This is a genomic window from Agathobaculum massiliense (assembly GCF_900291975.1).
GTDB classification, from domain to species: Bacteria; Bacillota; Clostridia; order Oscillospirales; family Butyricicoccaceae; genus Agathobaculum; species Agathobaculum ammoniilyticum.
This window is the reverse complement of the sequence record NZ_OMPN01000001.1, coordinates 1,239,040-1,265,048: the sequence shown is the minus strand read 5'-3', so window position 1 is coordinate 1,265,048 and position 26,009 is coordinate 1,239,040. Positions and strand designations below refer to the sequence as shown.

The 26,009-nt window shown below is 61.2% G+C and carries 24 protein-coding genes and 1 tRNA gene; 13 read left to right on the top strand and 12 right to left on the bottom strand.

The genetic code is table 11. From position 1 onward, the window contains the following. The first annotated feature begins 110 nt into the window (after positions 1–110). The 4 genes from DBQ51_RS06565 (at position 111) to DBQ51_RS06550 (ending at position 4,819) form a co-directional block, all read left to right on the top strand. Complete coding sequence (locus tag DBQ51_RS06565; RefSeq protein WP_054327551.1) at positions 111–1,205, top strand: PTS transporter subunit IIC; 1,095 nt, start codon at positions 111–113, stop codon at positions 1,203–1,205. 352 nt (positions 1,206–1,557) lie between these two features. After that, positions 1,558–1,815: an HPr family phosphocarrier protein gene (locus DBQ51_RS06560; protein WP_107631070.1), complete on the top strand. Its 258-nt coding sequence runs from the start codon at positions 1,558–1,560 to the stop codon at positions 1,813–1,815. Next, positions 1,812–2,699 (top strand): BglG family transcription antiterminator LicT, encoded by an 888-nt coding sequence (gene licT, locus DBQ51_RS06555; protein ID WP_054327537.1) that lies wholly within the window; start codon positions 1,812–1,814, stop codon positions 2,697–2,699. Before DBQ51_RS06560 ends, licT begins: the two co-directional genes overlap by 4 nt. 5 nt (positions 2,700–2,704) lie before the next feature. Further along, positions 2,705–4,819: a PTS transporter subunit IIABC gene (locus tag DBQ51_RS06550; protein WP_107631069.1), complete on the top strand. Its 2,115-nt coding sequence runs from the start codon at positions 2,705–2,707 to the stop codon at positions 4,817–4,819. Between the two features lie 142 nt (positions 4,820–4,961). Here the strand turns inward: DBQ51_RS06550 and DBQ51_RS06545 are convergent. The 6 genes from DBQ51_RS06545 to DBQ51_RS06520 form a co-directional block, all read right to left on the bottom strand. Next, a tRNA-Met gene (locus tag DBQ51_RS06545) sits at positions 4,962–5,037 on the bottom strand. Between the two features lie 88 nt (positions 5,038–5,125). Next, entirely contained in the window at positions 5,126–6,667 is a 1,542-nt protein-coding gene (locus tag DBQ51_RS06540) for a sensor histidine kinase (protein ID WP_054327528.1), read from the bottom strand. A gap of 10 nt (positions 6,668–6,677) precedes the next feature. Next, entirely contained in the window at positions 6,678–7,358 is a 681-nt protein-coding gene (locus DBQ51_RS06535; RefSeq protein WP_054327527.1) for a response regulator transcription factor, read from the bottom strand. A gap of 77 nt (positions 7,359–7,435) precedes the next feature. Next, on the bottom strand, positions 7,436–8,290 hold the full coding sequence (gene rsmI / locus DBQ51_RS06530) for a 16S rRNA (cytidine(1402)-2'-O)-methyltransferase (RefSeq protein ID WP_054327526.1): 855 nt from the start codon (positions 8,288–8,290) through the stop codon (positions 7,436–7,438). A 20-nt stretch (positions 8,291–8,310) separates the two neighbouring features. Next, a complete protein-coding gene (locus DBQ51_RS06525; RefSeq protein WP_107631068.1) occupies positions 8,311–9,000 on the bottom strand; it encodes a tRNA1(Val) (adenine(37)-N6)-methyltransferase in 690 nt (229 codons plus the stop codon). 65 nt (positions 9,001–9,065) lie between these two features. Beyond that, a complete protein-coding gene (locus DBQ51_RS06520) occupies positions 9,066–9,449 on the bottom strand; it encodes a metal-dependent transcriptional regulator (RefSeq protein WP_054327524.1) in 384 nt (127 codons plus the stop codon). Between the two features lie 129 nt (positions 9,450–9,578). On the opposite strand from DBQ51_RS06520, the gene DBQ51_RS06515 reads away from it, so the two are divergent. Further along, positions 9,579–10,313 carry a YaaA family protein gene (locus tag DBQ51_RS06515; RefSeq protein ID WP_159068088.1) on the top strand — a complete coding sequence of 245 codons (735 nt, stop codon included), beginning with the start codon at positions 9,579–9,581 and terminating at the stop codon, positions 10,311–10,313. 83 nt (positions 10,314–10,396) lie between these two features. Here DBQ51_RS06515 and DBQ51_RS06510 read toward each other — a convergent pair whose 3' ends face one another. Beyond that, a complete protein-coding gene (locus DBQ51_RS06510) occupies positions 10,397–10,903 on the bottom strand; it encodes a DUF4282 domain-containing protein (protein WP_107631066.1) in 507 nt (168 codons plus the stop codon). 121 nt (positions 10,904–11,024) lie between these two features. Between DBQ51_RS06510 and aguA the strand changes: the two genes are divergently transcribed. Together aguA and aguB are read left to right on the top strand one after the other, a co-directional pair. Continuing rightward, positions 11,025–12,119: an agmatine deiminase gene (gene aguA / locus DBQ51_RS06505; protein WP_107631065.1), complete on the top strand. Its 1,095-nt coding sequence runs from the start codon at positions 11,025–11,027 to the stop codon at positions 12,117–12,119. Between the two features lie 37 nt (positions 12,120–12,156). Continuing rightward, positions 12,157–13,020, top strand: a complete 864-nt coding sequence (aguB, locus tag DBQ51_RS06500; RefSeq protein WP_054327520.1) for an N-carbamoylputrescine amidase — start codon at positions 12,157–12,159, stop codon at positions 13,018–13,020. A 377-nt stretch (positions 13,021–13,397) separates the two neighbouring features. On the opposite strand, the gene DBQ51_RS06495 is transcribed toward aguB, so the two are convergent. The 3 genes from DBQ51_RS06495 to DBQ51_RS06485 are packed head-to-tail and all read right to left on the bottom strand — an operon-like array spanning position 13,398 to position 17,212. After that, entirely contained in the window at positions 13,398–14,885 is a 1,488-nt protein-coding gene (locus DBQ51_RS06495; RefSeq protein WP_107631064.1) for an AAA family ATPase, read from the bottom strand. A gap of 53 nt (positions 14,886–14,938) precedes the next feature. After that, entirely contained in the window at positions 14,939–16,225 is a 1,287-nt protein-coding gene (locus DBQ51_RS06490) for a vWA domain-containing protein (protein ID WP_107631063.1), read from the bottom strand. A gap of 15 nt (positions 16,226–16,240) precedes the next feature. Beyond that, the gene (locus tag DBQ51_RS06485) at positions 16,241–17,212 is read right to left on the bottom strand and encodes a leucine-rich repeat protein (protein ID WP_107631062.1); all 972 of its coding nucleotides are present in this window, start codon (positions 17,210–17,212) and stop codon (positions 16,241–16,243) included. Positions 17,213–17,367: 155 nt separating this feature from the next. On the opposite strand from DBQ51_RS06485, the gene DBQ51_RS06480 reads away from it, so the two are divergent. The 5 genes from DBQ51_RS06480 to DBQ51_RS06460 all read left to right on the top strand — a co-directional run bounded on the left by DBQ51_RS06480 (position 17,368) and on the right by DBQ51_RS06460 (position 22,438). Further along, the gene (locus DBQ51_RS06480) at positions 17,368–17,601 is read left to right on the top strand and encodes a hypothetical protein (RefSeq protein ID WP_054327516.1); all 234 of its coding nucleotides are present in this window, start codon (positions 17,368–17,370) and stop codon (positions 17,599–17,601) included. A 429-nt stretch (positions 17,602–18,030) separates the two neighbouring features. Then, positions 18,031–19,401 (top strand): TrpB-like pyridoxal phosphate-dependent enzyme, encoded by a 1,371-nt coding sequence (locus tag DBQ51_RS06475; RefSeq protein WP_107631061.1) that lies wholly within the window; start codon positions 18,031–18,033, stop codon positions 19,399–19,401. A 32-nt stretch (positions 19,402–19,433) separates the two neighbouring features. After that, positions 19,434–19,772: a DUF1622 domain-containing protein gene (locus DBQ51_RS06470; protein WP_054327515.1), complete on the top strand. Its 339-nt coding sequence runs from the start codon at positions 19,434–19,436 to the stop codon at positions 19,770–19,772. A 139-nt stretch (positions 19,773–19,911) separates the two neighbouring features. Continuing rightward, on the top strand, positions 19,912–20,538 hold the full coding sequence (locus DBQ51_RS06465; RefSeq protein ID WP_107631060.1) for a VanZ family protein: 627 nt from the start codon (positions 19,912–19,914) through the stop codon (positions 20,536–20,538). A gap of 73 nt (positions 20,539–20,611) precedes the next feature. Continuing rightward, positions 20,612–22,438: an LTA synthase family protein gene (locus DBQ51_RS06460; RefSeq protein ID WP_107631059.1), complete on the top strand. Its 1,827-nt coding sequence runs from the start codon at positions 20,612–20,614 to the stop codon at positions 22,436–22,438. 161 nt (positions 22,439–22,599) lie between these two features. Here the strand turns inward: DBQ51_RS06460 and DBQ51_RS06455 are convergent, their stop codons facing one another. Both DBQ51_RS06455 and DBQ51_RS06450 read right to left on the bottom strand, forming a co-directional pair. Next, positions 22,600–23,553 carry a TIGR03943 family putative permease subunit gene (locus DBQ51_RS06455; RefSeq protein ID WP_054327510.1) on the bottom strand — a complete coding sequence of 318 codons (954 nt, stop codon included), beginning with the start codon at positions 23,551–23,553 and terminating at the stop codon, positions 22,600–22,602. 12 nt (positions 23,554–23,565) lie between these two features. Continuing rightward, positions 23,566–24,663: a CobW family GTP-binding protein gene (locus DBQ51_RS06450; protein WP_107631058.1), complete on the bottom strand. Its 1,098-nt coding sequence runs from the start codon at positions 24,661–24,663 to the stop codon at positions 23,566–23,568. 311 nt (positions 24,664–24,974) lie between these two features. Between DBQ51_RS06450 and DBQ51_RS06445 the strand changes: the two genes are divergently transcribed. Beyond that, the gene (locus tag DBQ51_RS06445; protein WP_054327509.1) at positions 24,975–25,985 is read left to right on the top strand and encodes a LacI family DNA-binding transcriptional regulator; all 1,011 of its coding nucleotides are present in this window, start codon (positions 24,975–24,977) and stop codon (positions 25,983–25,985) included. The last annotated feature ends 24 nt before the right edge of the window (positions 25,986–26,009 follow it).

Genomic DNA, 26,009 nt, shown 5'->3' with positions numbered 1-26,009 from the left:
TTGCGCGGAGGAACACGGTGCCGCAAAAAAATACAAAAACAGCGCCGCGCCGCCGTCAGGTGTGCTATAATAGCAGCAGTGTAGCCGCCGTGCGGCTGTGTTGGGAGGGGATAACTACGGAAAAGGTAAAGGCGTTTCTCAAACGCAAGGACATTGTAATCTCGGTCCGGCGGTACGGGATCGACGCGCTGGGGGCAATGGCGCAGGGGCTGTTCTGCTCGCTGCTGATTGGGACAATCATCGATACGGTAGGTGCACAGTTCGGCATCCCGTTTCTGACCATGCCGGTCGCGACGGTGAGCGACGTATCCTACACAGTGGGCGGCCTGGCCTCCGCGATGAGCGGGCCGGCGATGGCGGTGGCGATCGGCTATGCGCTGCGCTGCCCGCCGCTCGTGCTGTTTTCGCTGATTACGGTCGGCTTTGCGTCCAACGCGCTGGGCGGCGCGGGCGGGCCGCTCGCCGTGCTGTTTGTGGCGGTCATCGCCGCCGAGCTGGGCAAGGCGGTCGCGGGTGAGACCAAGGTGGACATCCTGGTCACCCCGCTGGTCACGATCGGCGCGGGCATTGCGCTGTCCGCCTGGTGGGCGCCCGCGCTGGGAGCGGCGGCGATGCAGGTCGGCAGCCTGATTATGTGGGCAACCAATCTGCAGCCGTTCCTGATGGGGATTGCGGTGTCCGTGCTGGTGGGCGTGGCGCTGACGCTGCCCATTTCCTCCGCCGCGATCTGCGCGGCGCTCGGTCTGACCGGTCTGGCGGGCGGCGCGGCGGTGGCGGGCTGCTGCGCGCAGATGGTCGGCTTTGCGGTCATGTCGTTCAAGGAGAACCGCTGGGGCGGGCTGGTGTCTCAGGGGATCGGCACCTCCATGCTTCAGATGGGCAACATTGTCAAGAACCCGCGCATCTGGATCGCGCCTATCCTGACCTCGGCCATCACCGGACCGATTGCGACCTGTGTATTTGGTTTGCAGATGAATGGTACGCCGGTTTCCTCGGGCATGGGGACGTGTGGACTGGTCGGCCAGATCGGGGTTTATACCGGCTGGATGAACGATATCGCGGCCGGAACCAAGGCCGCCGTTACGGCGCAGGACTGGGTTGGGCTGCTGCTGGTATCGTTCCTTCTGCCAGCGGTGCTGTGTCCGCTGATCAACCTGGCGGTACGCCGTCTCGGCTGGGTCAAGGATGGGGACATGAAGCTGTGAGCGCGCGGCGGCACCAATGCCAACGCCTGTAGGAGCGGAGGGCGGATGCCTTTGCAATGATAGAGGACATTATAACCTTTGTGGAAGTACATGCAACATAATATTGGTATTGTGAACAAAACGACACGCTTCTGGTTGGACAAACTTACAGTTTTACCGGCTTTCCGAGCAAAGCTATTGACAAAAGCGCCGCAGTTATAGTATGCTTCCATCAGAAAATCATACAGGCTTGTGACTGGTATGGCAGGCAAGACCAAACAACCGAACGGGAAATATTATCCGTATTCGGGCGTTTGGTCTTTTTTGTTTTAACAGCACGGTTCAGATTCAGAAGATGAAGGGGAGTTGCACTATGAAAACATTTCAGTATGAGATCACCGATCCCATTGGTATCCACGCTCGTCCGGCAGGACAGCTGGTTAAGACCGCGAAGGCGTTCCAGAGCAAGGTCATGGTGGAGTATAACGGGAAGCAGACCGAGGCTACCCGCCTGATGAGCGTGATGGGAATGGGCATCCGGCATGGCAGCGTGGTCACCGTTACCATGGAGGGACCGGACGAGGAGGCTGCGGCGCAGCAACTTCAGGCGTTCTTTCGGGAGACGCTATGACCTCGGCGGAGCTGGGCGGGCAGGAGGCCTACCGGATCAGCCGCGTCATTGGCAACAATTTTGTATGTATCATTGACCCTGATGGACGCGAGGTTATCCTGCGCGGCTTGGGGATCGGCTTCAAAAAGCAGTCGGGCGACCTTGTACCCGCGTGTAAGGTGGAGAAGATCTACGACCTGCGCGATCCGGAGAAATCCTCCCGCCTGATGGAGCTGCTCGGCGACGTGCCGGCGGAATTTCTGGATGTCAGCACGGAGATCATAGAGGAAGCGAAAAGGATGACTGGACGGCGGCTGAGCGAAAATATTTATATCACCCTGACCGATCACATCTGCTTTGCGGTGGAGCGCCTGCGCACCGGCACGGCGTATTCCAATCAACTGCTGTGGGAGATCACAAACTTCTACCCCACCGAGTTCGCCATGGGGATTCAAGCGCTCGATATCATCGAGCGGCGGCTCGGTTACCGCCTTTCCAAGGATGAGGCAGGATTCATCGCGCTTCATATCGTCAACGCGGAGATCGACGGGCGTATGGCCGACATGGTCCGCATCACCGAGCTCATCAGCCGCATTGTCGCAGAGGTGCAGGCGTATTATGGCGTTGCGCTGGACGACCAATCCCTGGATTACGGGCGGTTCATCACCCACCTCAAATTTCTGGGACAGCGCATTACACAGGGCCAGTATGCACAAGATAATGATTCCGAGTTCCAGTCCATGATCGTCCGGCGCTACCGGTATGACTACCAGTGCGCCGAGCGCATCCGAGATGATTTGGCGCAGGCGTTCTCCATCCGGCTGCCGCCGGAGGAGATGACCTTCCTGACCATCCATTTGCACCGCCTTGCCATGAATATGGGTATATCTGATAAAGAGGAGTAAGGTATATGAAAGATAAGATTTTTGGCGTGCTGCAGCGTGTCGGCCGTTCGTTCATGCTGCCGATCGCGATCCTGCCGGTAGCCGGCCTGTTCCTGGGCGTAGGCGGGTCGTTTACCAATGAAACCATGCTGGAAACCTATGGCCTGATGGGGCTGATGGGGCCTGGCACGTTCATCAACGCGATTTTGCAGGTACTCAACGCGGCCGGTTCGGTCGTGTTCGATAACCTGCCGTTGATCTTTGCCATTGGCGTCGCCATCGGCATGGCCAAGCAGGAGAAGGAGGTCTCCGCCCTGTCGGCGGTCATCGCGTTCTTCGTTATGCACGCGACCATCGGTGCGATGATTGGTGACTTCGGCGCGCCCGACCTGTCCGGCGCGACCGCGAGCGTGCTGGGCATCAATTCGCTGCAAATGGGTGTGTTCGGCGGTATTATCGTCGGCTTGGGTACGGCGGCGCTGCACAACCGCTTTTACAAGATTCAGCTTCCGCAGGTGCTCAGCTTTTTCAGCGGCACGCGCTTCGTGCCGATTATCTCAGCGGCGGTCTACCTGGTGGTGGGCATCGCAATGTATTATATCTGGCCGGTGATTCAGAGCGGCATCAACGCGCTCGGCGGCTTTGTCCTCGCGTCCGGCTATGGCGGCACCTGGCTGTACGGCTTTATTGAGCGCGCGCTCATCCCGTTCGGTCTGCACCATGTGTTCTATATTCCGTTCTGGCAGACCGCGCTCGGAGGCACGGCCATGGTGGGCGGCGCGCTGGTGGAGGGCGCGCAGAACATCTTCTTCGCCGAGCTGGCCACTCCGGACATCAAGCATTTCTCGGTCGAGGCGACCCGCTTTATGGCCGGTAAGTTCCCGCTGATGATCTTCGGCTTGCCGGGCGCGGCGCTCGCGCTGTATCGCTGCGCCAAGCCGGAAAACCGCAAGGCGGTCGGCGGCCTGCTGCTCTCCGCGGCGCTGACCTCCATGCTCACCGGTATCACCGAGCCGCTCGAGTTCACCTTCCTGTTCGTCGCGCCGGTGATGTATGTGGTACACTGTGTGTTTGCGGGCGCGTCTTATATGATTATGCACATCCTGAACGTCGGTGTAGGCCTGACTTTCTCGGGCGGACTGATCGACCTGACGCTGTTCGGCGTGATGCAGGGTAACGCCAAAACGAGCTGGCTGTGGATTCCAGTGGTGGGTGTTATCTACTTCATCGTCTACTACCTGGTGTTCTCGTTCATGATTAAGAAATTCGACTATAAGACCCCGGGCCGCGACGACAGCGAAATCAAGCTGTACACCCGCAAGGATGTCAACGCCCGCAAGGAGGGCGAGGCGGCTGCGCAAGGCGGCCGCGAGGATTCGCTCTCGCGCCAGATCATGGTGGGTCTGGGCGGCAAGGCTAACATTTCGGATGTGGACTGCTGTATCACCCGCCTGCGCTGCACGGTACACGATGCGTCCAAGGTCGACCAGCAGCTTCTGAAGGAAACCGGCGCTTCGGGCGTCATCTGCAAGGGCCAGGGCGTACAGGTGGTCTACGGCCCGCGCGTATCCAACATCAAGTCCGATCTGGAAGCCTTCCTGGCCTCTCCGGTGAGCGACCAGGCCGCGCCGGAGCCCGCAGCACCTTCAGCGGCTCCAGAAACGGCTTCTTCCGATCCTGCGGCCGGTCAACCCATCGTTATCGCGTCCCCGCTCGCGGGCAAGGTGATCCCGCTCGAGGACGTCGCGGACGGTGTGTTCTCCGAAAAGATGGTGGGCGACGGCTTCGCGGTCGAACCGTCGGGCAACCAGGTTTACGCGCCGGCCGACTGCGAGGTGGCGACCGTGTTTGGCACCAAGCACGCCATCGGTCTGGTGATGACGGAGGGCTGCGAGCTGCTTATCCATCTGGGCATCGACACCGTGCAGCTGGGTGGCGCGCCCTTTACCATCCAAGTCAAGGAGGGCGACACGCTCAAGAAAGGCGACCTGATTGGCAGCTTCGACGAAAAGGCCATCCTGGACGCGGGCTATCGCACGGTAACGCCGGTAGTGGTCACGAATTCGGATCAATACTCGTCGTTTGAGCTGTGCAAAACCGGCGCGGTAAAGCCCGGGGAGAACGTGCTCACGGTGAAATAACAGCGGAAAAATAAGAGCAGAGGCGGCATGCCGGAACGGGCGCCGCCTCTGCTGTTTTTTCGTTACGATGGGGAAGGAGACAGCGCCGGTATCCTCCAGACAAAAAAGAAAGACCTGATTTCAAATGAAATCAGGTCTTTTATGGTTGCGGGGGCTGGACTTGAACCAACGACCTCCGGGTTATGAGCCCGACGAGCTACCAACTGCTCTACCCCGCGATATAAGCCCCTTGCTTTAAGGAGCCTATTAACTATACCATGATTTGAAAGGGTTGTCAAGAGTGTGTAAAGAAAAAACGTCGACAATTTACGCGGGCGCATCCCGCTCCGGAAAATAGGGAAGCTCAAACCAGAAGGAAATGCCACCCTCCACGTTTTCCGCGCCGCAACTGCCGTGCAGCGTGTCCGCGATCGCGCGCACCAGGGACAGGCCGATGCCTGTGCCGCCGGCCTCGCGCGTGCGCGCGCGGTCGGTGCGGTAAAATTTTTCCCAGATCTTCGGCAGCTCATCCTCCGGCAGCCCGTCGCCCTCGTTGAATATGGCCAGCCGCATCCCATTTTCGGTATAGGCGGCGGTGATCTCGATGCGGCCGCCATCCGCCGTGTAACGGATCGCGTTGGACAGATAGTTCATAAGCACCTGCTCAAGCAGGTCGCCGTCCGTGCGGATGGTGACGTGCGTATCCGCATACCGGACGGCCAGGCCACGGCTTGCACACAAAACGGCGGTCTTTTCGACCGCGTTCCGACAGAGGGCGTATAGGTCGATATCCTCGTAATAGGTCTGCTCCGCGCCCAACTCGAGCTTGGAGAGGTTCAAAAGCTGCATGACCAGCTTGTTCATGCGGTCGGCCTCGTCCGCGATTGTGTCGCAGTAAAATTTCCGGTCCTCCGGATCGTCGGCCACGCCGGCGGTCAGACCCTCCGCATAGCCCTGTATCAGCGCGATCGGCGTTTTCAGCTCATGCGAAACATTGACGATAAATTCACGGCGCATGTTGTCCACGCGTTCTTTTTCCTTGATTTCCAGAGCAAGCTGGTCGTTGGACTCCTGCAGCTCGCGGATCGTCTGCTCCAGGTAAGCGGACAAGCGGTTGAGCGACTGGCCGAGCTGGCCGATCTCGTCGCGCTCGCCGCCCTGATACTGGGTGGAAAAATCCAGCTCGCTCATCCGGTCGGCCACGCCGGCCATGGCGATCAACGGGCGGGTGAACTGGCGGGAGATGAAAAAGCCGCAGACCAGACAGATCAGCAGCGCGCAGCCGCCCGCGATCAGAAGGAAAACCAGGTTAAGGGAGGAGTTCTGCTCGATATAGGCGTACGGCATATAGGCGAACAGGCAGTCGCCCGCATTACGGTCGAGTGCGCCGACCAGGCAGAGGTATTGGTCGTTATCCCAAAGGGAGACGTTCAAAAACTGGTAATTATGCTTGGTGATAAATTCGCGGTCCATGCTCTGCGCGATTGAGCTGAGGATGGCATAGCTGCGGTACTGCTGCTCCACCCGATTGAAATCGGGGAGATGGAACTGCAGCGGTCCGTCCTCCTCTGGTCGGGCCGCGTCCGGAGAAAACGCGGAGGAATACAGCACCGTCCCGTCCGCACGGACCACGGACAGGCGGATGGCAGAGCGACTTTCGTAGCTGTCCAGCACGGCCGCGATATCCTCCACGTTGCCGGTATAGCTGCCACGCATGCTTTGATAGGCGTCGCGCAGCTCCCCGCGGCGCGTCAGCATGTAATAATCCTCGTAAAAGAACAGGTTGAGCAGCAAAAGCACGCCGATAAAGACCAGCGCAACGGCGCTGATCGCGGCAAAAAACTTAAACCGGATCGAATGGCCCTTCATGTTGTATCCGTCATCCCTCAAAGCGGTAGCCGTAGCCGCGCACCGTCTCGATCATGGTGCCGCAGCCGCCCAGCTTGGCCCGCAGCTTTTTCACATGGGTGTCCACCGTTCGCAGGTCCCCGAAGTAATCATAGCCCCATACGGCGTTGAGGATGCTCTCGCGGGATAGCGCGATGGCACGGTTGTTCTTGAAATAAATCAGCAGCTCGTATTCCTTGGGCGTCAGGTCGACCGGAGCGCCGTCCACCAGCACCTCGCGGCGCAACTCGTTGACGGAAAGCGAGCCCAACTGCTCGACCGGCATGGCGGCGCGGCCCTCGCGTTTGAGCAGGGCTCGTACACGCGCGGCCAGAACGATGGGAGAGAACGGCTTGGTCACATAATCGTCCGCGCCCTCCTCCAGCCCGCGGACCTGGTCGGCGTCCTCCGCGCGCGCGGTCAGCATCATGACAGGCAGGTGCTTGTCTCCGCTTTCCTGTGCGCGCAGCGCGCGGAGCACCTCGAACCCGTCCATGCCGGGCATCATCACGTCCAGAATCGCCAAGTCAAGCCCAGACTGGCGGTTTTCGATCATCTGCAGGGCCTCACGGCCGTCCGCGGCCTCGAGGATGCTGTGGCCGTCCCTCTTGAGAAAATCGCTGACCAGGCGCCGGATGCGCGCCTCGTCGTCGGCAATCAATATCATTGACATCAGGCTTTCACCCCTTGTATCGGATAATACCAGTATACCGTGTCAGTTTGTCCGTTCTGTGAACAAAAAACAGGTTTTTACATATCCTGCTCCAATACATACCGGTACAGGGCGTTCTTTTTGACGCCGGTCTGCGCGGACACCGCTTTGATTGCGTCCTTCTGCGTCTGCCCGTCTGCCATCCGGAGGCGCACGGCCTCCGCCGCCGCAGTCAGTCGCGCCGGTTCGTCCGGCGCGGCATCCGGTTCGTCCGGCGCGCCCTCGATGGTCAGCACAAATTCGCCGCGCGGCGGATGTGCGTCGAAGTACTGAACGGCTTCGTCCAGCGTCATGCGGAGTGTTTCCTCGTGGAGCTTGGTCAGTTCACGGGACAGGGAAAGGCGGCGCGCCCCGCCGAAGGTGTCCGCAAGGTCGCGCAGGGTGGCGCACAGCTTGTGCGGCGCTTCGTAAAAGATCATGGTGCGTTTTTCGTTTCGCAGCGCGTCCAGGTGCGCGCGGCGCGCCTTTTTATTCACGGATAAAAAGCCTTCGAAACACCAGCGTCCGGTCGGCAGGCCGGAGGCCGCGAGCGCGCAGACCGCGGCGCAGCAGCCGGGGATGGGCACGACCGGTATGCCATGCGCCGCGCACAGTGCGACCAGATCCTCGCCGGGGTCGGAAACGGCGGGTGTACCCGCATCCGTGACCAGGGCGCAGCTTTCACCCGCGCGCAGCCTGGCCAGCACCTCCTCGCCGCGCGCGCGGCGGTTATGCTCATAATAGGAGATCAGGGGCTTCCTGGGCAGAGCGCAGGCGGTCAGCAGCTTTTGCGTCACGCGCGTATCCTCTGCGGCGATGAAATCGACCGACGAAAGAATATCCCGCGCGCGGGGGGACAGGTCGCCCAGGTTGCCGATCGGCGTGGCGACCAGATACAGAATGGATTCACTCATTGTAATATTCCCTTAAAAAATTATTTTTTGTATATTTTGTTATATTCCTCGCTTTGGACAAGCAGCGGCGGTTCGACCGAAAGGCCTTCCGCGCTGCCGCCCTTGCGGCATTCGACCAGCACCGCGCTGGGGACGGCCTGCGCGGTCTGGTGTACGAAGCGGAGCCGTTTAGGGACGAGACGAACGCGGGCGAGCGCTTCCAGCAGCGTCCACATGCGCTCGGGACGGAACACGAACGCGGCCTTGCCGCCCGTATGCAGCACAAAGGAACAGGCCACGGCAAGGTCCTCCACCGTGCAGGTGCCATCCTGACGGGCGGCGCGGCGTTCCGGCGCGGGCGCGTTTTTGCCCGCGTTCCGGTCGAAATACGGGGGATTGCACACCACATAGTCCATACTGCCGTGGGGGAGGAGCGTGCGGATCTCGCGCAGGTCGCCCTGTAGAGCGGTGATGTCCACGCCGTTGTCGCGGATCGAGCGCCGGAACAGGGCGAGCGCGCCCTCCTGCAGCTCCAGGCCGGTCATACGCAGGTCGGGGCGGTAAAGCAGCAGGGCGAGCGTGCCCGTGCCGCAGCAGAGGTCGAGCACGCGCGCGTTCCGGCGCGGTCTGGCAAAGGAAGAAAGCAGTACGCTGTCCTGCCCAAGCTTGAAATATCGGTCGTCCTGATGCAGGAGCAGGCCGTTGGGAAGCCGTTCGGTTGTCTGCGCCATAATACCTCCTTATCCGGAAACAGAAAGAGCCGGTCCGTGACGGACCGGCCGCAGGTGCGTTTGGTTTATCTGCCGGCTTTCACGCCGTGTTGCCGCGCATGCTCCTTAAGCTTGGCAAAGGTTTCCGCGCTGATGACATGCTCAATGCGGCAGGCGTCCTCGGCCGCGGTTTCGGGCGAAACGCCGAGCATGGTCAGCAGCTCGGTCAGCACGGTATGGCGCTCATAGATCGTTTCCGCGATCGTGCGTCCGGCGTCGGTCAGGCACAGCAAGCCGTTCTGATCGATGGAAACATAGCCGTTGTCCCGCAGCAGGCCGACAGCGCGGCTGATGCTCGGCTTGGAAAAGCCGGTGTAGTGGGCAACGTCAATCGAGCGGACCGACCCTTTTTGGTGCTGCAGAATCAGGATTGCTTCCAGATAATTCTCAGCACTCTCCTGCACTTTCATCGTGCCTTATCCTCCTTTTTCTCTTTTCCATGTTTTTTATTTTAGCATATCCGGCTGATTTTGGCAATATAGCGATGCTTGCAAGGCCGCGCAATTTTGGGTACAATGGGGAAGACGGAGGGATGCCCCATGAAAGTATTTTTATCCCCGGCGAAAAATATGCGCGCCGCAGCGGCGGCGCTGCCGGATATGACAGCGCCGCGCTATCTGCAGCAGGCGGAAGCGCTCGCCGCGGCCCTGCGTGCCAAGGCGCCGTTTGAGCTGGAGAGCATCCTGCAGACCAGTCCGGCGATCGCGCTGCGGGCGGCGGCGCTCTACCAGGACTGGACAGACGCGGGCGGCGTACCCGCGATTCTGGCGTATGATGGGCTGGCCTATAAATATCTGGAGGCGGAAACGCTCACGGCGGCAGAACTGCGGTTCGCGCAGGACAGCCTGCGGCTGTTTTCCGCGTTTTACGGTCCGCTGCGGCCGCTCGACGCAATCCGCCCCTACCGGCTTGAGCTGGCGCACCGGCTGGATGGGCGCAGCCTGTACGAGTTCTGGGGCCGTGCGTTTTACGACGATCTGTTCGGTGCGGGTGAAGCGGTGGTCAACCTCGCCTCAAATGAATACAGCAAGGCGGTGCGGCGCTATCTGCAGACAGGCGACCGGATGGTGACCTGCGAATTCCTGACCTACCGCAAGGGGAAGCTGCGCTGCCTGCCCACCATGGCGAAAATGGCGCGCGGCCGCATGACGCGGTATATCCTGCAAAACAGCATCGAGTCGCCTGAGCAGCTCACTTTGTTTGACTGGAACGATTTCCGGTATGAGCAAAGCCTGTCGGACAACCAAACGCTGACCTTTATTGTCCGCGCGTGACAGGGAAGCGCCGCGGGAAGATGTCCTGAAGCGAGAAAGGCCCCACCTGTCCTTTGGAGGACGGGCGGGGCCTTGGTATGGCGTTAATGCGGGGGATTGTCCTGCGGCTGGGGCGGCACGGGCGCCTGCTCCGGCGGCTGGGGCGGGACAGGGGGCGCGGCCTCCTGCGGCGCGGCTTCTTCAGCGGGCAGGGGTCCCAGCTTGCGGTTGATCTCCTGCGTGTTGCGGCATAGCACGAGCAGCAGCAGCGCATACTCAAACGTGATGCGGGCAACCAGATTGCCGACCACGAACACGAAAAGCGCGGCAAAAAAATGCGAGAACAGCAGCATGACGCTGTATACGGCGATGGCGACTGCAACGATACAGTATAGGGCGCGGATCAGCTTTTCGGTGAAAAAGGTGCGGAACGTAAAAATATCATGCAGCTTGGCGGCCGACCCTTTATAGATGTTGGGCTTGCGCACGAAAAGGAAATACAGCGCAAGCCCGCCCGCTACAATGACGAGCAGCGCCAGCACCGGCAGCACGAGGCTAAAAAACGGCGTATAGGAATAGGTTTGCGTATATAGGTAAGGGTAGCTGCTCATAGTTTCCTCCTGAAAAATATTGAAGCATTTGTGTATTTAGTGTAACATATGCGGGAAAGCGTTGCAAGTTAAATCGAAATGTTGTACGCTATAAGGGAGAAAACGATACGGAGAAACGACAATGAGGATTTTACACACTTCGCCCGCACAGGACGGATTTTTTATGCCTGCGGAGTTCGCGCCGCACGACGGCTGCCTGATGATCTGGCCGGAGCGCGGGGATTCCTGGCAGTATGGAGCCTATGCGGCGCGGCGCGCGTTTATTCAGGTGATGCGGACGATCGCGGAAAGCGAAAAGCTGACCGTGCTCTGCTCGGAGGGGCAGTATGACAATGCCCGCGCCCAGCTTCCGGATGCGGTGAGGCTGGTTGTGATGGAGACAGACGACGCCTGGGCACGCGACGTGGGGCCGACCTTTGTGATCGACGGCAGGGGCGGCCGCCGCGGCATCGACTGGGGCTTTAACGCCTGGGGCGGCGCGGTGGACGGGCTTTACCCAAGCTGGGAAAAGGACAACCGCGTGGCCCGCAAATTTTGTGACCTGCTGGAAAACGACTGCTATGACAAGCGGGATTTCATTTGCGAGGGTGGCTCGCTCCATGTGGACGGGGAGGGTACCGCGCTCGTCACCGAGGCCTGCCTGCTCTCCGCGGGGCGCAACCCGTCCCTGTCGCGGGAGGAGATCGAGCGCACGCTGTGCGCGTACCTCGGCGTTTCCAGGGTGATCTGGCTGCCGCGCGGCATCTACCATGACGAAACCAACGAGCATGTGGACAACGTATGCGCGTTCACAGCGCCCGGCGAGGTCGTGCTGGCGTGGACGGACGACGAAAGCGACCCGCAGTATGCGCTTTCCAGGGCGAGCTTGGACGCGCTTGAGGCGGCGGTGGACGCAAAGGGGCGCCGGCTTCGGGTGCATAAGCTGCCGCTGCCCGCGCCCGTGACCATCACGGAGGAGGAATGTGAGGGGCTCGACCTGTGCGAGGGCGAGCCGACGCGCACGCCGGGCGAACGGCTGGCGGCAAGCTACGTCAATTTTTATATCGCCAACCGGACGGTCGTCATGCCCGCGTTTGACGACCCGATGGACGAGACGGCGAAAGAAATCCTGCAGGGCCTGTTTCCGACGCGCAGGGTGGTCGCCATCCCCGCGCGCGATATTCTGATTGGCGGCGGGAACATCCACTGCATCACGCAGCAGATCCCCCGCGCGTGAGCGCGGGAATCACCAACCGTATGAGGAGTGAAAGCATATGAGCAAAGTAACCGTAGCCGCGGTACAGATGACCTATGGGCTGGAAAACGCGGTGCAAAGGGTCGAGGAGGCGGCCGCGCAGGGCGCGCAGGTCATCCTGTTGCCCGAGCTGTTTGAAAACTGGTATTTCTGCCAGGAAAAGAGCTATGAAAACTACCATCTGGCGACAACGCTGGAGGAAAACCCCGCGGTGAACGCGCTGCGGACGGTCGCACGCGACTTTCGGGTCGTGCTGCCGGTCAGCTATTACGAGCGCGTGGGCAACACCACATTCAATACGGTCGCCGTGATCGACGCGGACGGGACGGTCCTCGGCCAGTACCGCAAGACGCATATTCCGGACGATCATTTCTATCAGGAGAAATTTTATTTCACTCCCGGGGACACGGGCTTCCGCGTGTGGGACACGGCCTATGCCAAAATCGGCGTGGGCATCTGCTGGGACCAATGGTTTCCGGAATCCGCGCGCTGCATGGCGCTGATGGGCGCGGAGCTGCTGTTTTATCCGACCGCGATTGGCTCCGAGCCGATCCTGGAATGCGATTCCATGCCGCACTGGCGCCGCTGCATGCAGGGCCACGCGGCGGCGAACATCATGCCGCTGGTCGCGGCCAACCGCATTGGTACGGAAACCGTGACCCCCTCGCCCGACAACCAGAACCAGTCGTCCTCGCTGACGTTTTACGGCTCGTCCTTCATCGCGGATGAGACCGGAGCGCTGGTCGAGCAGGCGGATCGGGAAAACGCCTGCGTCCTGACGCATACGTTCGATCTGAACGGGATCCGCGAGCTGCGCCGGAGCTGGGGGACGTTCCGCGACCGGCGGCCGGAGATGTACGGCGCGCTGGGGCGCTTCGGATAACCGCAAAAAAGGACAAGGCGGGGCCTTGTCCTTTTTCTATTGCACGCCGTTGCGGCCGGAATATCACGAATCGCTTCAACCTGTTCCGCGGTCAGTCCGGCCTGGGCGTCGCCGCCCAGCGCGGCGTTGAACGGGCGCACCTGCGTAAGGGTGTTGCCGCAGTAACCGCCGGTTGGGCTGTTCGCGATCAACTGCAGCTCGTCCGTGGGGTGGTGCTGGTGGTTCTCCTCTACAGTGGGGGACGGCGGTGCCTCCAGATGGCCCGCGCCGCTGTCCGGAGCCGCTCCCCAGCTGTATAGCGGAAGGGAAAGCAGCGGCAGGAGCAGAAAAGAACGATACATACCTCCTTTTCCGGCTTAGGCAGAAGGTTCCGCGCCTCAGTCCGGTTCGGCGCTGCCGATTTCCCGCAGAAGCCGCTGGCGCGTATCGTCAAACAGCAGTTGCTTGTTGTGCGCGAAGTAGGCCTCGCAGCCAAAATTCTGGATAAACCAGGAGGTAAAGTAATTCGCGGTCAACTCGGTGGCGAACAGCACAAGCTCCTGGCTGTTCGGGATGGCCGCGTCGAGGAAAGCAAAGACGTTCGCCAGTTGCCGGTCCGTGCGGTCCGCCGCGTCCGCGCGCGCCTGCACATCCTCCTGGAACAGCGCCTTGAGCCGCTCGAACGCCTGCCCCTTAGGCACCTTTTCCAGCGCGAGCGCCTGCTGGAAAGCCGCGAGCCGCTCGGCCTCGCGCGCGGCGGTAAACAGCGCGTCCTTGTCGGTCGAGCCTGCGTCGCGGCGGCGCGTGAGCGCGGCCTGTTTTTCGTCCAGCAGGGTGCCGAGCATTTTTTCGCCCTCGCGGATATGGACGAGGTCCTGATGCAGCGCGTCGGTGAGACGGTCCAGCCGGTATGCCTCGCGCGCGCTGTCCGCCAGCCGCGCGAGCAGCAGGCCAAGCACGCCCAGCTTCTCGTCGAACGCCGCGCCCGCCAGCTCGGAGGCGCGCACCTTTTCCCAGGCGCCGTCCAGGATCTCCTCCACGCGGTAGACGCGCTTGTATTTTTCATAAAGCTGCAGGTAGTTGGCGAAATCGGCTGCCACGCGGGGGAGCTGCAGGTATTGCCCGACCACTTGGCGGTCGACGGGTAGGTCGAGCGTTTCGTATACCTGCATCAGCTCGGACAGGTCCTCCCAGCCGCGCGCGGTGACGAACTGCAGCCCGTCCGCGGTCGCCTCCACCCGATAGAAATGGTCGCGCCGGATCTCAAGATAGGAGAGGATCGCGCCATGGATGCCGCGCCGGTAGGCGTATTCCTTCCAGACCGCGAAGTCCTCCTCGACGTCGATGCGCTTGACGCGGTCGAGCGTGACCACATCGAACTCGCGCACGGATTTGTTGTATTCGGGCGGGTTGCCGGCCGCCACGACCATCCAGCCGTCCGGCAGGCGCTGGTTGCCGAAGGTTTTGCACTGCAGAAACTGCAGCATCATGGGCGTGAGCGTTTCTGAGATGCAGTTGATCTCGTCAAGGAACAGGATGCCTTCCTTGGTACCCGTACGCTCCATCTCGCGGTAGACCGAGGCGATGATCTCGCTCATGGTGTAGGCGGTGACCGTGCGCTCCGCACCGCCGAGCTGCACGGTTTCGATAAAGGGCAGGCCGAGCGCGGACTGGCGCGTGTGGTGGGTCAGCGTGTAAGACACCAGCCCCACGCCAGTCTCCTCCGCGATCTGCTCCATGATCTGGGTTTTGCCGATGCCCGGCGGCCCCATCAGCAGGATGGGACGCTGCCGGATGGGCGGGATGCGGTACGCGCCGAACGCATCCCGCGCGAGATAGGCGCGCAGTGCGTTTTTGATCTCGTTTTTTGCTCGTTTGATATTCATAAAGCATTACCTCGTGCGTTATCCGTTGGTGTAAGGGGACGGGCGGGCCGCCGTTATCCGGCGGAGAGTTCGCTTTCCCGCAGGATCAGCCGGATGCCCCACGGCGGGACGTTGTCGGGATAGGCCTCGCCCTCCAGCATGACGAACGCCGCGTCGTATCGGGGGCGTTTTTTCGGATAGATGCCCAGTCCGTCGGTGAAATAGAGCAGGCCGCGCAGGTGATGGAACGCGCCCTCGCTGACCAGCCGGTCCACATGCGCGAATACCGGCCGGAAATCGGTGGCGGACTGGCCGATCAGCTCAAAATGCTCCATATACTCCCGCAGCTCGCGCTCGCAGGTGATGCGCCTGTCCGCGCGGAGTTGGTCGTCGCACTGCAGGATGCGCAGGTTGAAGCGTCGGAAAAAGCTCTCGTTTTCCCGCAGCAGTGCGTAGGTGTGCGATAAAAAGCCGCGCACCAGCTCGCCCGAGGTGGACATGGAGGTATCGATCGCGATGACGAAATCCTCGATCCGGCGTACCTCGCGCGTTTCGAGCGGCTCGATCAGCGGCATGTTGCCGAAGTGCCGAAGGCCGTAGGCGTAGTAGCCGTAATCGAACGAGTCCGCGTCCACCGCAACCTCCTCGCGCAGCGCGGCAAAACGGCGCAGGAACGAACGGTAGTCCGCGGTCCCGCGCGCGGAGACCGCGAGCTGCTCGCGCACGGCCTCGCCGCCGGCCGCCTGGTTGGAGAATACGGTTTCCATCGCGGTCTGGGTCTGCTCGGCGGCGCGCTGCCACTGACGCTCCTGCTCGTCGTCGCTTTCCTCCGGCCAGAGCGCGTGGTCGTCCACATGGAATACGCGGGACAGCGCCGCGCAGTCATAAAGCCCCGCCCGTTCGCGCCGGAATTGACGGTAAACCGCCTCGGCAGTCAGCACTGGCATGCTTTCGCGAAGCTGCCGGTACAGGTGCTGCCGGCGCACGGAGGGCTTGTCCGCCTGCAGGCAGCGGTAGTCGAGCGCGTCCAGCATGCTTTCAACCGCTACGTCGCAGGCAAGATCCCACAGCGCTCGGTCGCGGCCGCGCGCCTTGGCGGGATGCCGCAGCAGACAGTGGAACACCGTGTGCAGGTATGCGCGGCACACATTTGCGCGCGAGCGCTCGTACTGCTGGGCGAGCCACGGGCCGCTGTAATACAGCGCGCGGGAATCCGTTGCGAGCGTCGCAGTATCGTACCCGTCCGAGACGGTCAGCGCGGCCAGCGCCGTATCCAGAAAGGGCAGGCTCATATACAGCTCGGTGCGGGCGGAAAACAGAATTTCCCGCCCGATTTTTTGCCAGCGTTCACTTTGTGCCATACATAACCCCCTCTTTTATAAGTCAAACGTTTTTGCGCGCCCCTTGGGGGATGATTGTCCGGCGGCGAGCAGCACGGACAGCGCGGCGGTCTGCTCCTTTTCGCGGGCGGTATCGCACGCGGCGTCGATTTCAGCTGGAGACAGCACACCGAGCGACAGCAGGAAGGTGAGCGCCGCGCTTTCGCCCGCGGCGGCGCAGCGGCGGGCGAGCGTGCCGCCGTGGGCGCGCAGGCAGTCCAGACAGGTGGCGCGGGCGGCGTCCGACAGGCCGAACGGCGTTGCCAGCCGCCGTATGGTGACGCGGGCTGCGACAAGGAAATCGTGCCGTTCGAGCAGGCCGGACAACGCGCGGTCGTACTGGTGCGTGCTGAGCGCGCCGCCGTCAAAGCATTGGCGGTAGCCGTAGCCCGCGCCGTGGATGCGCCGCTGGAAGATATGCGCGGGCGTGAGCGCTTCCAGGTCCTCGGAATAGGCGGGGAAGAGCAGGTAGTACACTGTCCCGTTCCAGAAAAAACGCACATCCAGCTCGCCCGCGTACTCGCCGAGCAGCTTGTACAGGCAGGTGGGGGCAGAGGGGTCGGCATACAGCCGCACCTCGCGCAGCGCGCGGCAGTTCATCAGCGCGCCGCCGCCGAAATCGGTCACCGCGCTGGACAGTGTAAGCGTTTTCAGCCGGCGGCAGTTGTAAAACGCATAGCTGCCCACGCTTTGAAGCGGCTGCGGCAGCGCGACCGAACGGACGGCGTTTGCGTCGTGCTTCGGCTCCGGCCCGCCGCAGGTCACGCGGACGGGAAAAACGTCCTGCCCACGCAGGTCCGGCGCGCGTTCGCTGAGCGCGTAATTCCCGAGCGAGACCACCGGTGCGCCGCCGATCTCGTCCGGCAGGCGCACGCTGTCGTCGCGCGTCTCGCAGCGCAGGATGGCAACGCCGTCCGGTATTTCCCTGCAGGTCAGAAGCAGCTCGTTTTCGCCCTCGACCGTGTACATGGCGTACACCTCCCTCCATTCCGGTTTGATGTTCGTTTTTGATTATAACACAGCCGCGGCGGCGCGGCAATAAATGTGCCGTGGATTTGTGTGTTTTGCCGCTTGACCGTGTTCCGGCGCACCGGTTACAATAGAAAAGCAAGGAGGTGCGGAGGATGAAAGGGATTAAAGATTTTTTGATTATGTATTTCTTATGCGTTATAGTGCTTCTGATTGCGGCAACCGTCCTTTCGGGTGTGAAAGGGGGTTTTTGGTCTCTTCTGCTTTTCGGCGCTTTTCTGGTCACGCTGCTGTTCTATGCTGCATTTCGCCTGCTCTGCCGGATCGATGAGCTGGAACGGCGGCTGGATCAATTGACAGGCGTTCGGGAGGACGGGGAAAAGGAATAGGTGATATTATGATAATAAAATATCATTGTAATAATTTATAAAAATTCTCAAAATGCGCTTGACAAAGCGGGGAAATAAGAATATACTGTGACCATACTGAACAAACCAATGACGAAGACGAGTAGCAGGGAGACCGAACCTCCAAGAGAGCCGCGGGCGGTGGGATCGCGGCAGGCAAGGGCCTTGTGAATGGACTTCACCAGGGCAAGGCGAAAGGGCGTTCCGCCCGAGTAACTGCGACGGGGACTCCGCCCGTTATCAGGGGAGCGTGCATTGTCGGATGCGCGGAAGCGAGCGGGCGCGTCGGCGCGTCAACTTGGGTGGCACCGCAAGGGTTTGTTTACAAGCCCCTGTCCCATGGATTTGGGACAGGGGCTTTTTTATTTTGTCCATTCATTCATAAAACATAGAAAAAGGAGAGAACCTACCATGGCTAAGATTCCGCACAGACTGTATTTGACCGAAGACCAGATGCCGAAGCAGTGGTACAACCTGCGCGCCGATATGAAAGAACAGCCTGATCCGCTGATCCATCCCGGCACGCACCAGCCGCTTCCGGAGGAGGCGCTGTACCCGATTTTCTGCGAAAAGCTCGCCCATCAGGAGCTGGACGGGAAAACGCGCTATATCGATATTCCGGAGCCGATCCTCGATATGTATAAGCTGTACCGCCCATCCCCGCTGTGCCGCGCGTATAACCTGGAAAAGGCGCTCGGCACGCCCGCGAAGATCTACTACAAGTTCGAGGGCAACAACACCTCGGGCTCGCACAAGCTCAACTCGGCCATTGCGCAGGCGTATTACGCCAAGGAGCAGGGGCTAAAGGGCCTGACGACCGAAACCGGCGCGGGCCAGTGGGGTACCGCGCTCTCCGAGGCGTGCGCGTACTTTGGGCTGGACCTCAAGGTGTTCATGGTCAAGGTGTCCTATGAGCAGAAGCCGTACCGCAAGGCGGTCATGCAGACCTTCGGCGCGGATGTGACGCCCTCCCCCTCGAACACCACCGAGGCGGGCCGCGCCATCCTCGCCCACGACCCGAACACCGGCGGCTCGCTCGGCTGCGCGATCTCCGAGGCGGTCGAAATGGCGACGACGCAGGAGGGTTACCGCTATGTGCTCGGCTCGGTGCTCAACCAGGTGTTGCTGCACCAGTCCATCATCGGCCTGGAAAGCAGGCAGGCCATGGAACTGCTGGACGAATATCCGGACATCGTCATCGGCTGCGCGGGCGGCGGCTCCAATCTTGGCGGCCTGATCGCGCCGTTCATGCGGGATAAGCTGACCGGCAAGGCCGACCCGCGTATCATCGCGGTCGAGCCTGCCTCCTGCCCGTCGTTCACACGCGGCAAATACGCGTATGATTTCTGCGACACCGGCCACGTCACCCCGCTGGCGCGCATGTATACGCTGGGCAACGGCTTCATGCCCGCCTCCAACCACGCGGGCGGCCTGCGCTACCACGGCATGAGCCCTATCCTTTCCAAGCTGTACCATGACGGCTACATGGAGGCAACCTCGGTCAAGCAGACCGATGTGTTTGACGCGGCGGTGCAGTTTGCCAAGGTCGAGACCATCCTGCCTGCGCCCGAGTCCAGCCATGCGATCCGCTGTGCGATCGACGAGGCGCTTAAGTGCAAAGAGACCGGCGAGGCCAAGACCATCCTGTTCGGCCTGACCGGCACGGGCTACTTTGATATGTCGGCTTACGAGGCATATCATAACGGCACGATGCGCAACCATGTGCCGACAGACGAGGAACTGCAGACCGGCTTCGACACCCTGCCCGGCCAGCCGGAATAGCTACATAACAACCGGAAAGGGCGTGCGTCTGCTTGCCGTGGGCGGATCAGGTGCTGGATACCATCGTGTCGTGGGCGATACTGCTGTTTGAATATGTGGGCGTGGGCGTGATCGTCGCGTCCGGCGTGCGGGGCGCGGTGTGTTATGTCCGGCGCGATCCGGAAACGCGCCTTAAGCTGGCCAAAGGCCTGGCGATGGGGCTTGAATTCAAGCTGGGCAGCGAGATCCTGCGAACCGTGGTCGTGCGGGAGCTTCGGGAGATCGTACTCGTTGGCGCGATCATCCTCCTGCGCGCGGCGCTCACGTTCCTGATCCACTGGGAGATCACAAATGAAGAGAGGACCGCCGGGCATCCGCCCGAGGAGCCCTGAGCAGGCCGCGCCGCGCGATCGGCGCGGCCTGCTTTTTCCGTTTTCGTGGTGTGCTAAACGGGGCGAGCGAAAATATTAAGAAATTCCCTCGGTTTTTCTTAATATTTGTCTGGTATCCTGAGATAAAGGAGGGATACGGATGCGGAACCTTTTGCTTCTGGCCTATGAAGCGGCAGCGGTTTTGCTGCCCGGCCTTGTACTGTGCGCGGCGCTGTACCGGCGAGGCGGGAAAACGGGACGGGCTGCGCCGCCTTTGCTGCTCCTGCTGTTTGCCATATACCTGTTTGGGGTGTTCCATGTGACCGGCGCGGGAACGATGTACGACGCGCTCCAGCGCGGGCTGGAGTGGAACGCCGGTCAGGTCAACCTGCTGCCGTTTTCACGGGAAGCTGATCCGATGGGCTATGCGCTGAATGTCGTGCTGTTCCTGCCGTTCGGCCTGCTGCTGCCCCTGCTCTGGCCCGCGCTGGACAGGCTGGGACGCGTGGCCGCGGGCGGGTTTGCCTTTTCCCTGCTGATCGAGCTCAGCCAGCTACTTAACAACCGCCGGACGGATGTGGACGACCTGCTGATGAACACGCTGGGCGCGGCGCTGGGGCTGTTGCTGTATCGGGCGCTGGCATGGGCGGGGCTGCGCTGTGGGAGAAAGCGGGGAGAGGTTTGCGAACCGACGCCCGCGCTGTACATCGTGGCGCTGTTCGCCGGGCGCTTCCTGCTGTTTCATGAGCTGTGGGCGGCGGGGCTGCTGTACGGCTTTGCCGGATGAAAACACAAAAGCCGGTTGCGTTCCGGCGGAATATACCGTATACTGTCTTTTATGAGACAGGAGGACGGTATACATGGAGACGCGGGAACGGAAACGGCTGTTGCTGCATATTCTACTGGCGGCCCTGCCGTTTTGGCTGCTCGATCTGACGCTGCGCGCGGCAACGGGCGGCGCGGCGTGGTATCCGCTGTACGCAGCCGCGCCCAACCTGTTCTCCCTTGGCTTCGGCGCGCTGTTCACTGCTTTGGCGCTGCTGCCCCCGCGCCGCTGGGGACGCCTGCTTTACGGGCTGATTTACGCGGTGTGGGCGGTCTATGCCGTGGTGCAGTATGCCGTATGGCGCATCCTCGACCGCGTTTTATTCCTCTCGGATTTCCTGTTCGCGGGGGAGGGGCTGGATTTTGCCGGCTATGCCCGCCAGATCATCGACGGGCGGCTCGCAGCGGTTGCGATGCTTTTGCTGCTGTGGGGCGTGCTGGGCGTCTGGTCGCTGCCCGCGGGGACGGAACGGCGGCAGGCTCTCCCACTGCTGGCGGCGTTCCTTCTGGCGCAGGGATTCGCGCCGCGCCTGTACGCGCCGGTGCCGGAAACGCTGGACTGGGATGCATGGGAATCGAGCGGGTATGAATACGAACGCTTTTCTTCGCCCGTTTACGACCTGGCGTTGACTGGACCGTACCAGTTTGTGCTGCACGACGCATGGCTGTCGGTCGCGCCCGATCCGGACGGGGCGGAAAAGCGGGCGCGGGTGGACGCGTTTTTCGCGGAGCGGCCCGCCCATCAGGAAAACGAGATGACCGGCCTGCTCGCGGGCAAAAACCTGATCCTGGTGCAGCTGGAAAGCATTGACGATTTCGTCCTGAACGAACAGAATACGCCTACGCTCGCGCGCCTGCAGCGTGAGGGGATCTGTTTTTCCGAGTTCTATACCCCTCAGTATTCCAACGGCTATACCTTTAATACGGAATTTGCTGCGCAGACCGGACTCTATCCCTATGCTAACGGAAACGTCGCCTATTCGCTCAGCCGCAGCGCGTTTCCCGATGCGGCGGGCAGCCTGTTTGGGGACGCCGGCTATACCGCAAACTCCTTTCATAAGAGCGAGGCCAAGTTTTACAACCGCGGCGCGATGCACCAGGCGTTCGGCTATGAACAGTACCATTCCGCGCTGCACTATGCGTCCGGCGAGCTGGAGGTTGGGGTGGATCGCTTCCTGGTGGACTGCGACGAGCTGTATGCGCGCATGATCGACACGGAACCGTTTCTGGACTTTTTGATCACTTACAGCGGCCACCTTGGCTATGACGAGATCGACGCGCTGACTACCTACGCGCTCGAACAGTATCCGGAATATGCGGATGACAGCCGACCGTATGAAATAAACGGCCTGTTTGCCAAGGCGCGCCTGACCGACGATATGTTTGCGCGCCTGCTCGAGCGGCTTGCGGAGGACGGGCTGCTGGAAAACACAGTGCTCTGCGTGTACGACGACCATTATGCCTACGGTCTGACCGACCGCGCGGTGCTGGAGGAATATTCCGCGGCCGCAGGCGGCCGCCTGCTGGAGCGCACGCCATGCTTTATCTGGTATGAGGGCTGCACGCCGCGCACGGTGGACAAGACGATGCAGACCGTTGACCTGCTGCCGACGCTGGCGAACCTGTTCGGTCTGCCTGCGCCCCGTACCCTGGGGCGGGATGCCTTTGACCCGTCATACGCAGGCTGCGCCATTTTTCCTGACGGCACCTGGCTGACCGACGCCGCCTATGTCCAAAATGGAAAGGTCGTGTGGAACGACGGGATGGCCGAAGAGGAGGTCGCGGAGATGAACGCCTACGCACGCCGTTTCCAGGAGGTCAACGACGCGATCCTTGACACGGATTATTATAGAGAGATATAAAACGAACCGGCTTCCCACAAGGGAAGCCGGTTCGTGTTTTTAAGAGACTGTAGAGCGGAATGAGCCGGCAGACTGTCGTCCAGTACTGGGGAAACAGGCACGCGCCGCCGCAAAGATGAAAGGCTACCCCAAAAGGGAAGCCTTTGGTTTTGTGACAGCGGTCAGTTGAAATACACCAGCTCCTCCGCCGGCCTGTCGGCGGGGACGACCTCGACCGCATGCAGCACAGGGCCTTCGCCGCGGTACTGGGGCAGGGCTTCGACCGTGACCGAGGCGGTTACGCGCACCCAGTCGCGCAGCTTGAGGTCCTTTGCGTTGGGATAGCGGCACAGGAAGCCGAGGAACGTGACGTCGTCCGCGCAGCAGACCATGCCGAACCGGCCGGGGACAAACGATCCGGACGGCACATTGCCGCCGACATACACCTGCGCGCGGAAGCGGATGGTCTTGCCGTCGTACTTGCTGGGATCGCCGGTGGCGTCGATATACCACAGGCCGTAATCCTCATCCCCGATATCGATGATATCCGCGTTGAGATCGAACGGCAGGGGCATGTTGCGGGCGTAGTCCTCGCTGTTTCCGTCCACGTCGTCCAGATAGATGGTCGCACGCGGGTTCATGGCGCGGATGTTCTTCTGATAGAGCATCTCCTTGAGCGCATCGGTGCAGCGGTTGAACACCACTAGGTCGGCGGTGGTGATATGCTCGAACATCATCGGCCCCATATTCGCCGAGTACAGCGCAAAGGTGGAAGCGTCCACCGTTGTGACGATCTGGTACAGCTCCCAGCGGGCGGGGAAAACGGAGGTCAGGTCGTCCAGCTTCCACATACCGTTGTATTCGATCAGGATGCGGTCGGGGTCGTATTTCTGCTCGACGCGCTTGAGGATATTGGGCGTCAGCCGGCTGGCCGATTCGATGGGGACGAGCGCTGTGCCATAGCGCAGCAGCTCCTGCTCGTCATACTCCTCGATGCCCTCCTCACAGAGCAGGAGCGCGGTGCGCTCGTTCTCCGTGAAGCCGGGGTCGGCGAGAATCTCTTTGATAAAACGGGTTTTGCCACTTTCCAGAAAGCCGGTAAATATATAAACCGGTATCGGGTCCTTTTTGGGCATAAGGCTTCCTCCTCAGGCAAGGCCGAACAGGGAAGCAATGCGCTCCTCGTCCAGCTCGGCGCCGATCACACACAGGCGGCCGGTATAGTCGGCGGCGCCGCGGCGGATATCGGGCGCGCCCGGAACATAATCAAAATGCAGCCACTGGCCGCCGTCGGCCGCGGGTACGATGCCCTTGGCGCGCAGCACGGTGCCGAGCGACAGGTCGCCCAGGCCGGTCAGCGCATTCTGCAGGTCCTCCTCTGTGTACAGATGCGGGGTCTCCACGCCCCAGGAGGTGAACACCTCGTCCGCGTCGTGGTCGTGGCCGCAGCTGCAGTGGTCGTGCTCGTGGTGATGATGCGCGTGACCGTGCTCATGGTCGTGGCAGCCGCAGGTGCAGTCCGGACCATGTTCGTGGTGGTGTTCATGGTCATGCTCGTGTTCGTGGTCATGATGGTGTTCGTGTGCATGCTCGTGGTGGTGATGCGCATGATGCGGTTCGCGTGCGATCTCGTCGAGCACCTCCTGCACCAGGTCGCGGCTGCCCTCCATAGTTGCGAGAAGCTGTGCGCCGGTCAGCTCTTTCCACGGCGTGGTGACGAAACGGGCGTGCTCGTTCAGGCCGCGCAGCAGGGCAACGGTTTCGTCCAGACGCCGCGCCGTACACTCCGCCGTGCGGGAAAGCAGGATCGCGCCGGCATGCGCGACCTGGTTTTCAAAAAATTCGCCGAAGTTTTTCAGGTACATTTTCGCCTTGAGCGCGTCGACAACCGTGACGAACGAGTTGAGCGTCACATCCAGATGCGCGTTCTGCACGGCGGCGATTACATCAGACAGCTTACCGACGCCCGAAGGCTCGATCAGGATGCGGTCCGGATGGTACTGGTCGACCACCTCATGCAGCGCTTTGCCGAAGTCGCCGACGAGCGAGCAGCAAATGCAGCCGGCGTTCATTTCGTTCACCACGATGCCGGCTTCCTTGAGGAATCCCCCGTCGATGCCGATCTCCCCGAACTCGTTTTCAATCAGCACGACCTGCTCGCCCTGCAGGGCGTCCGCCAGCAGGCGCTTGATGAGCGTGGTCTTCCCCGCGCCGAGGAAGCCGGAAACGATATCAATTTTTGTCATAGCTTTCGCCTCACCAATGTAAAATTTATAGGATGAACCTAGTATACCACGTTTTAGCAAAAAAGAAAAGTTTTAGAGTTAGCTTTTGCTAATCAAAGTGCAAAAAGCATGATTTCACCGTGGAAAAGCCAGAGAATACTGTGCAAAAAACGATAAAACTGTGCAAAAATAAAATGCACAATGAGAATACAACACATCGAAGACAGATGTCTAAAATGGGGAAAAGCGCTTGTATGGGCAGTTTGCCTGTGCTAAAATGAATTCATCTTGTGAAAAAGATGGTCATGGTCACAAAAGAGAGGGAATCCGCTATGAAAATAACTGCACAGTGGATCGCGGAGCAGTGCGGCGTGTCGCGCGGCACGGTCGACCGAGTGGTCAACGGTCGGCCGAACGTCGCGCCGGCGGTGCGCGAACGGGTGCAGAAAGTCATTCGGGAATATGGGTACACCACGCCGGCGCAGCGGCATGCGCTGCGCGCGGAGGGAGACTGCCGCATCGGCGTGCTGCTGCCGTGCCTTGATACGCTGCTGATCCGGAAAATGCGCGAAGGGCTTCGGCTGGCGGTGCGGCAGTGCGGCGCTGCCGATGTGAACCTTTGGGTGGAAGAGCTGAAAAGCCGGTCGCACCGCTCGTATTTTGAAGCGATCGGCCGGATGGAGGAAAAAGGCGTCGGCGGCCTGATCGTGGCGGCGCCCGATACGGTCGCCATGGCTGAGGAGATCGACCGCCTAGCAGGGCATGGTGTGCCGGTGGTCGCCTGCTGCGCGGATGTACGGCGCAGCGGGCGGCTGTGCTATGTCGGCGCGGATATGGAAAAGTCCGGCCGCGTCGCGGCAGGGCTGATCGCCCCGTTCGTCGCCGGTGGCACGGTGCTCGCGCTGTCCGATCAGCGGGAATTCGCCGGACGGGAGGCGCGCATGCGGGGCTTTCTGGAACGGATGCGCGAGCTGGCCGACGGGCGGTTTCACGTTGAGCTGGTGGAAAGCGAGGGCGCATACGACCGCTCGTGCGAAGGGCTGCTGCAGCGGCATCCGCATGTCCGCGCCATTTATATGCCTAGCGAACTGGCGGGGATATGTCTGGAGGACCCCGCCTATTTGCGTCGGGCAGGCACGATACGGACCGTGTGCCATGGGATGACCGCGGCCGTGCAGCAATATCTGGAGCGGGGGCGGCTGGACTTCGCAATAGACCAGAACCCGCTTTTGCAGGCCGCGCGCGCGGTCGAGATACTGGTGCGGGCGCTGCGGACGGGGGAGTCGCCGCGTCAAACAGAAGAATATATGGACATACGCATTATCACACGCGAGCTGCTGTGACAGGAGAGGAGACAAACGGAAAGA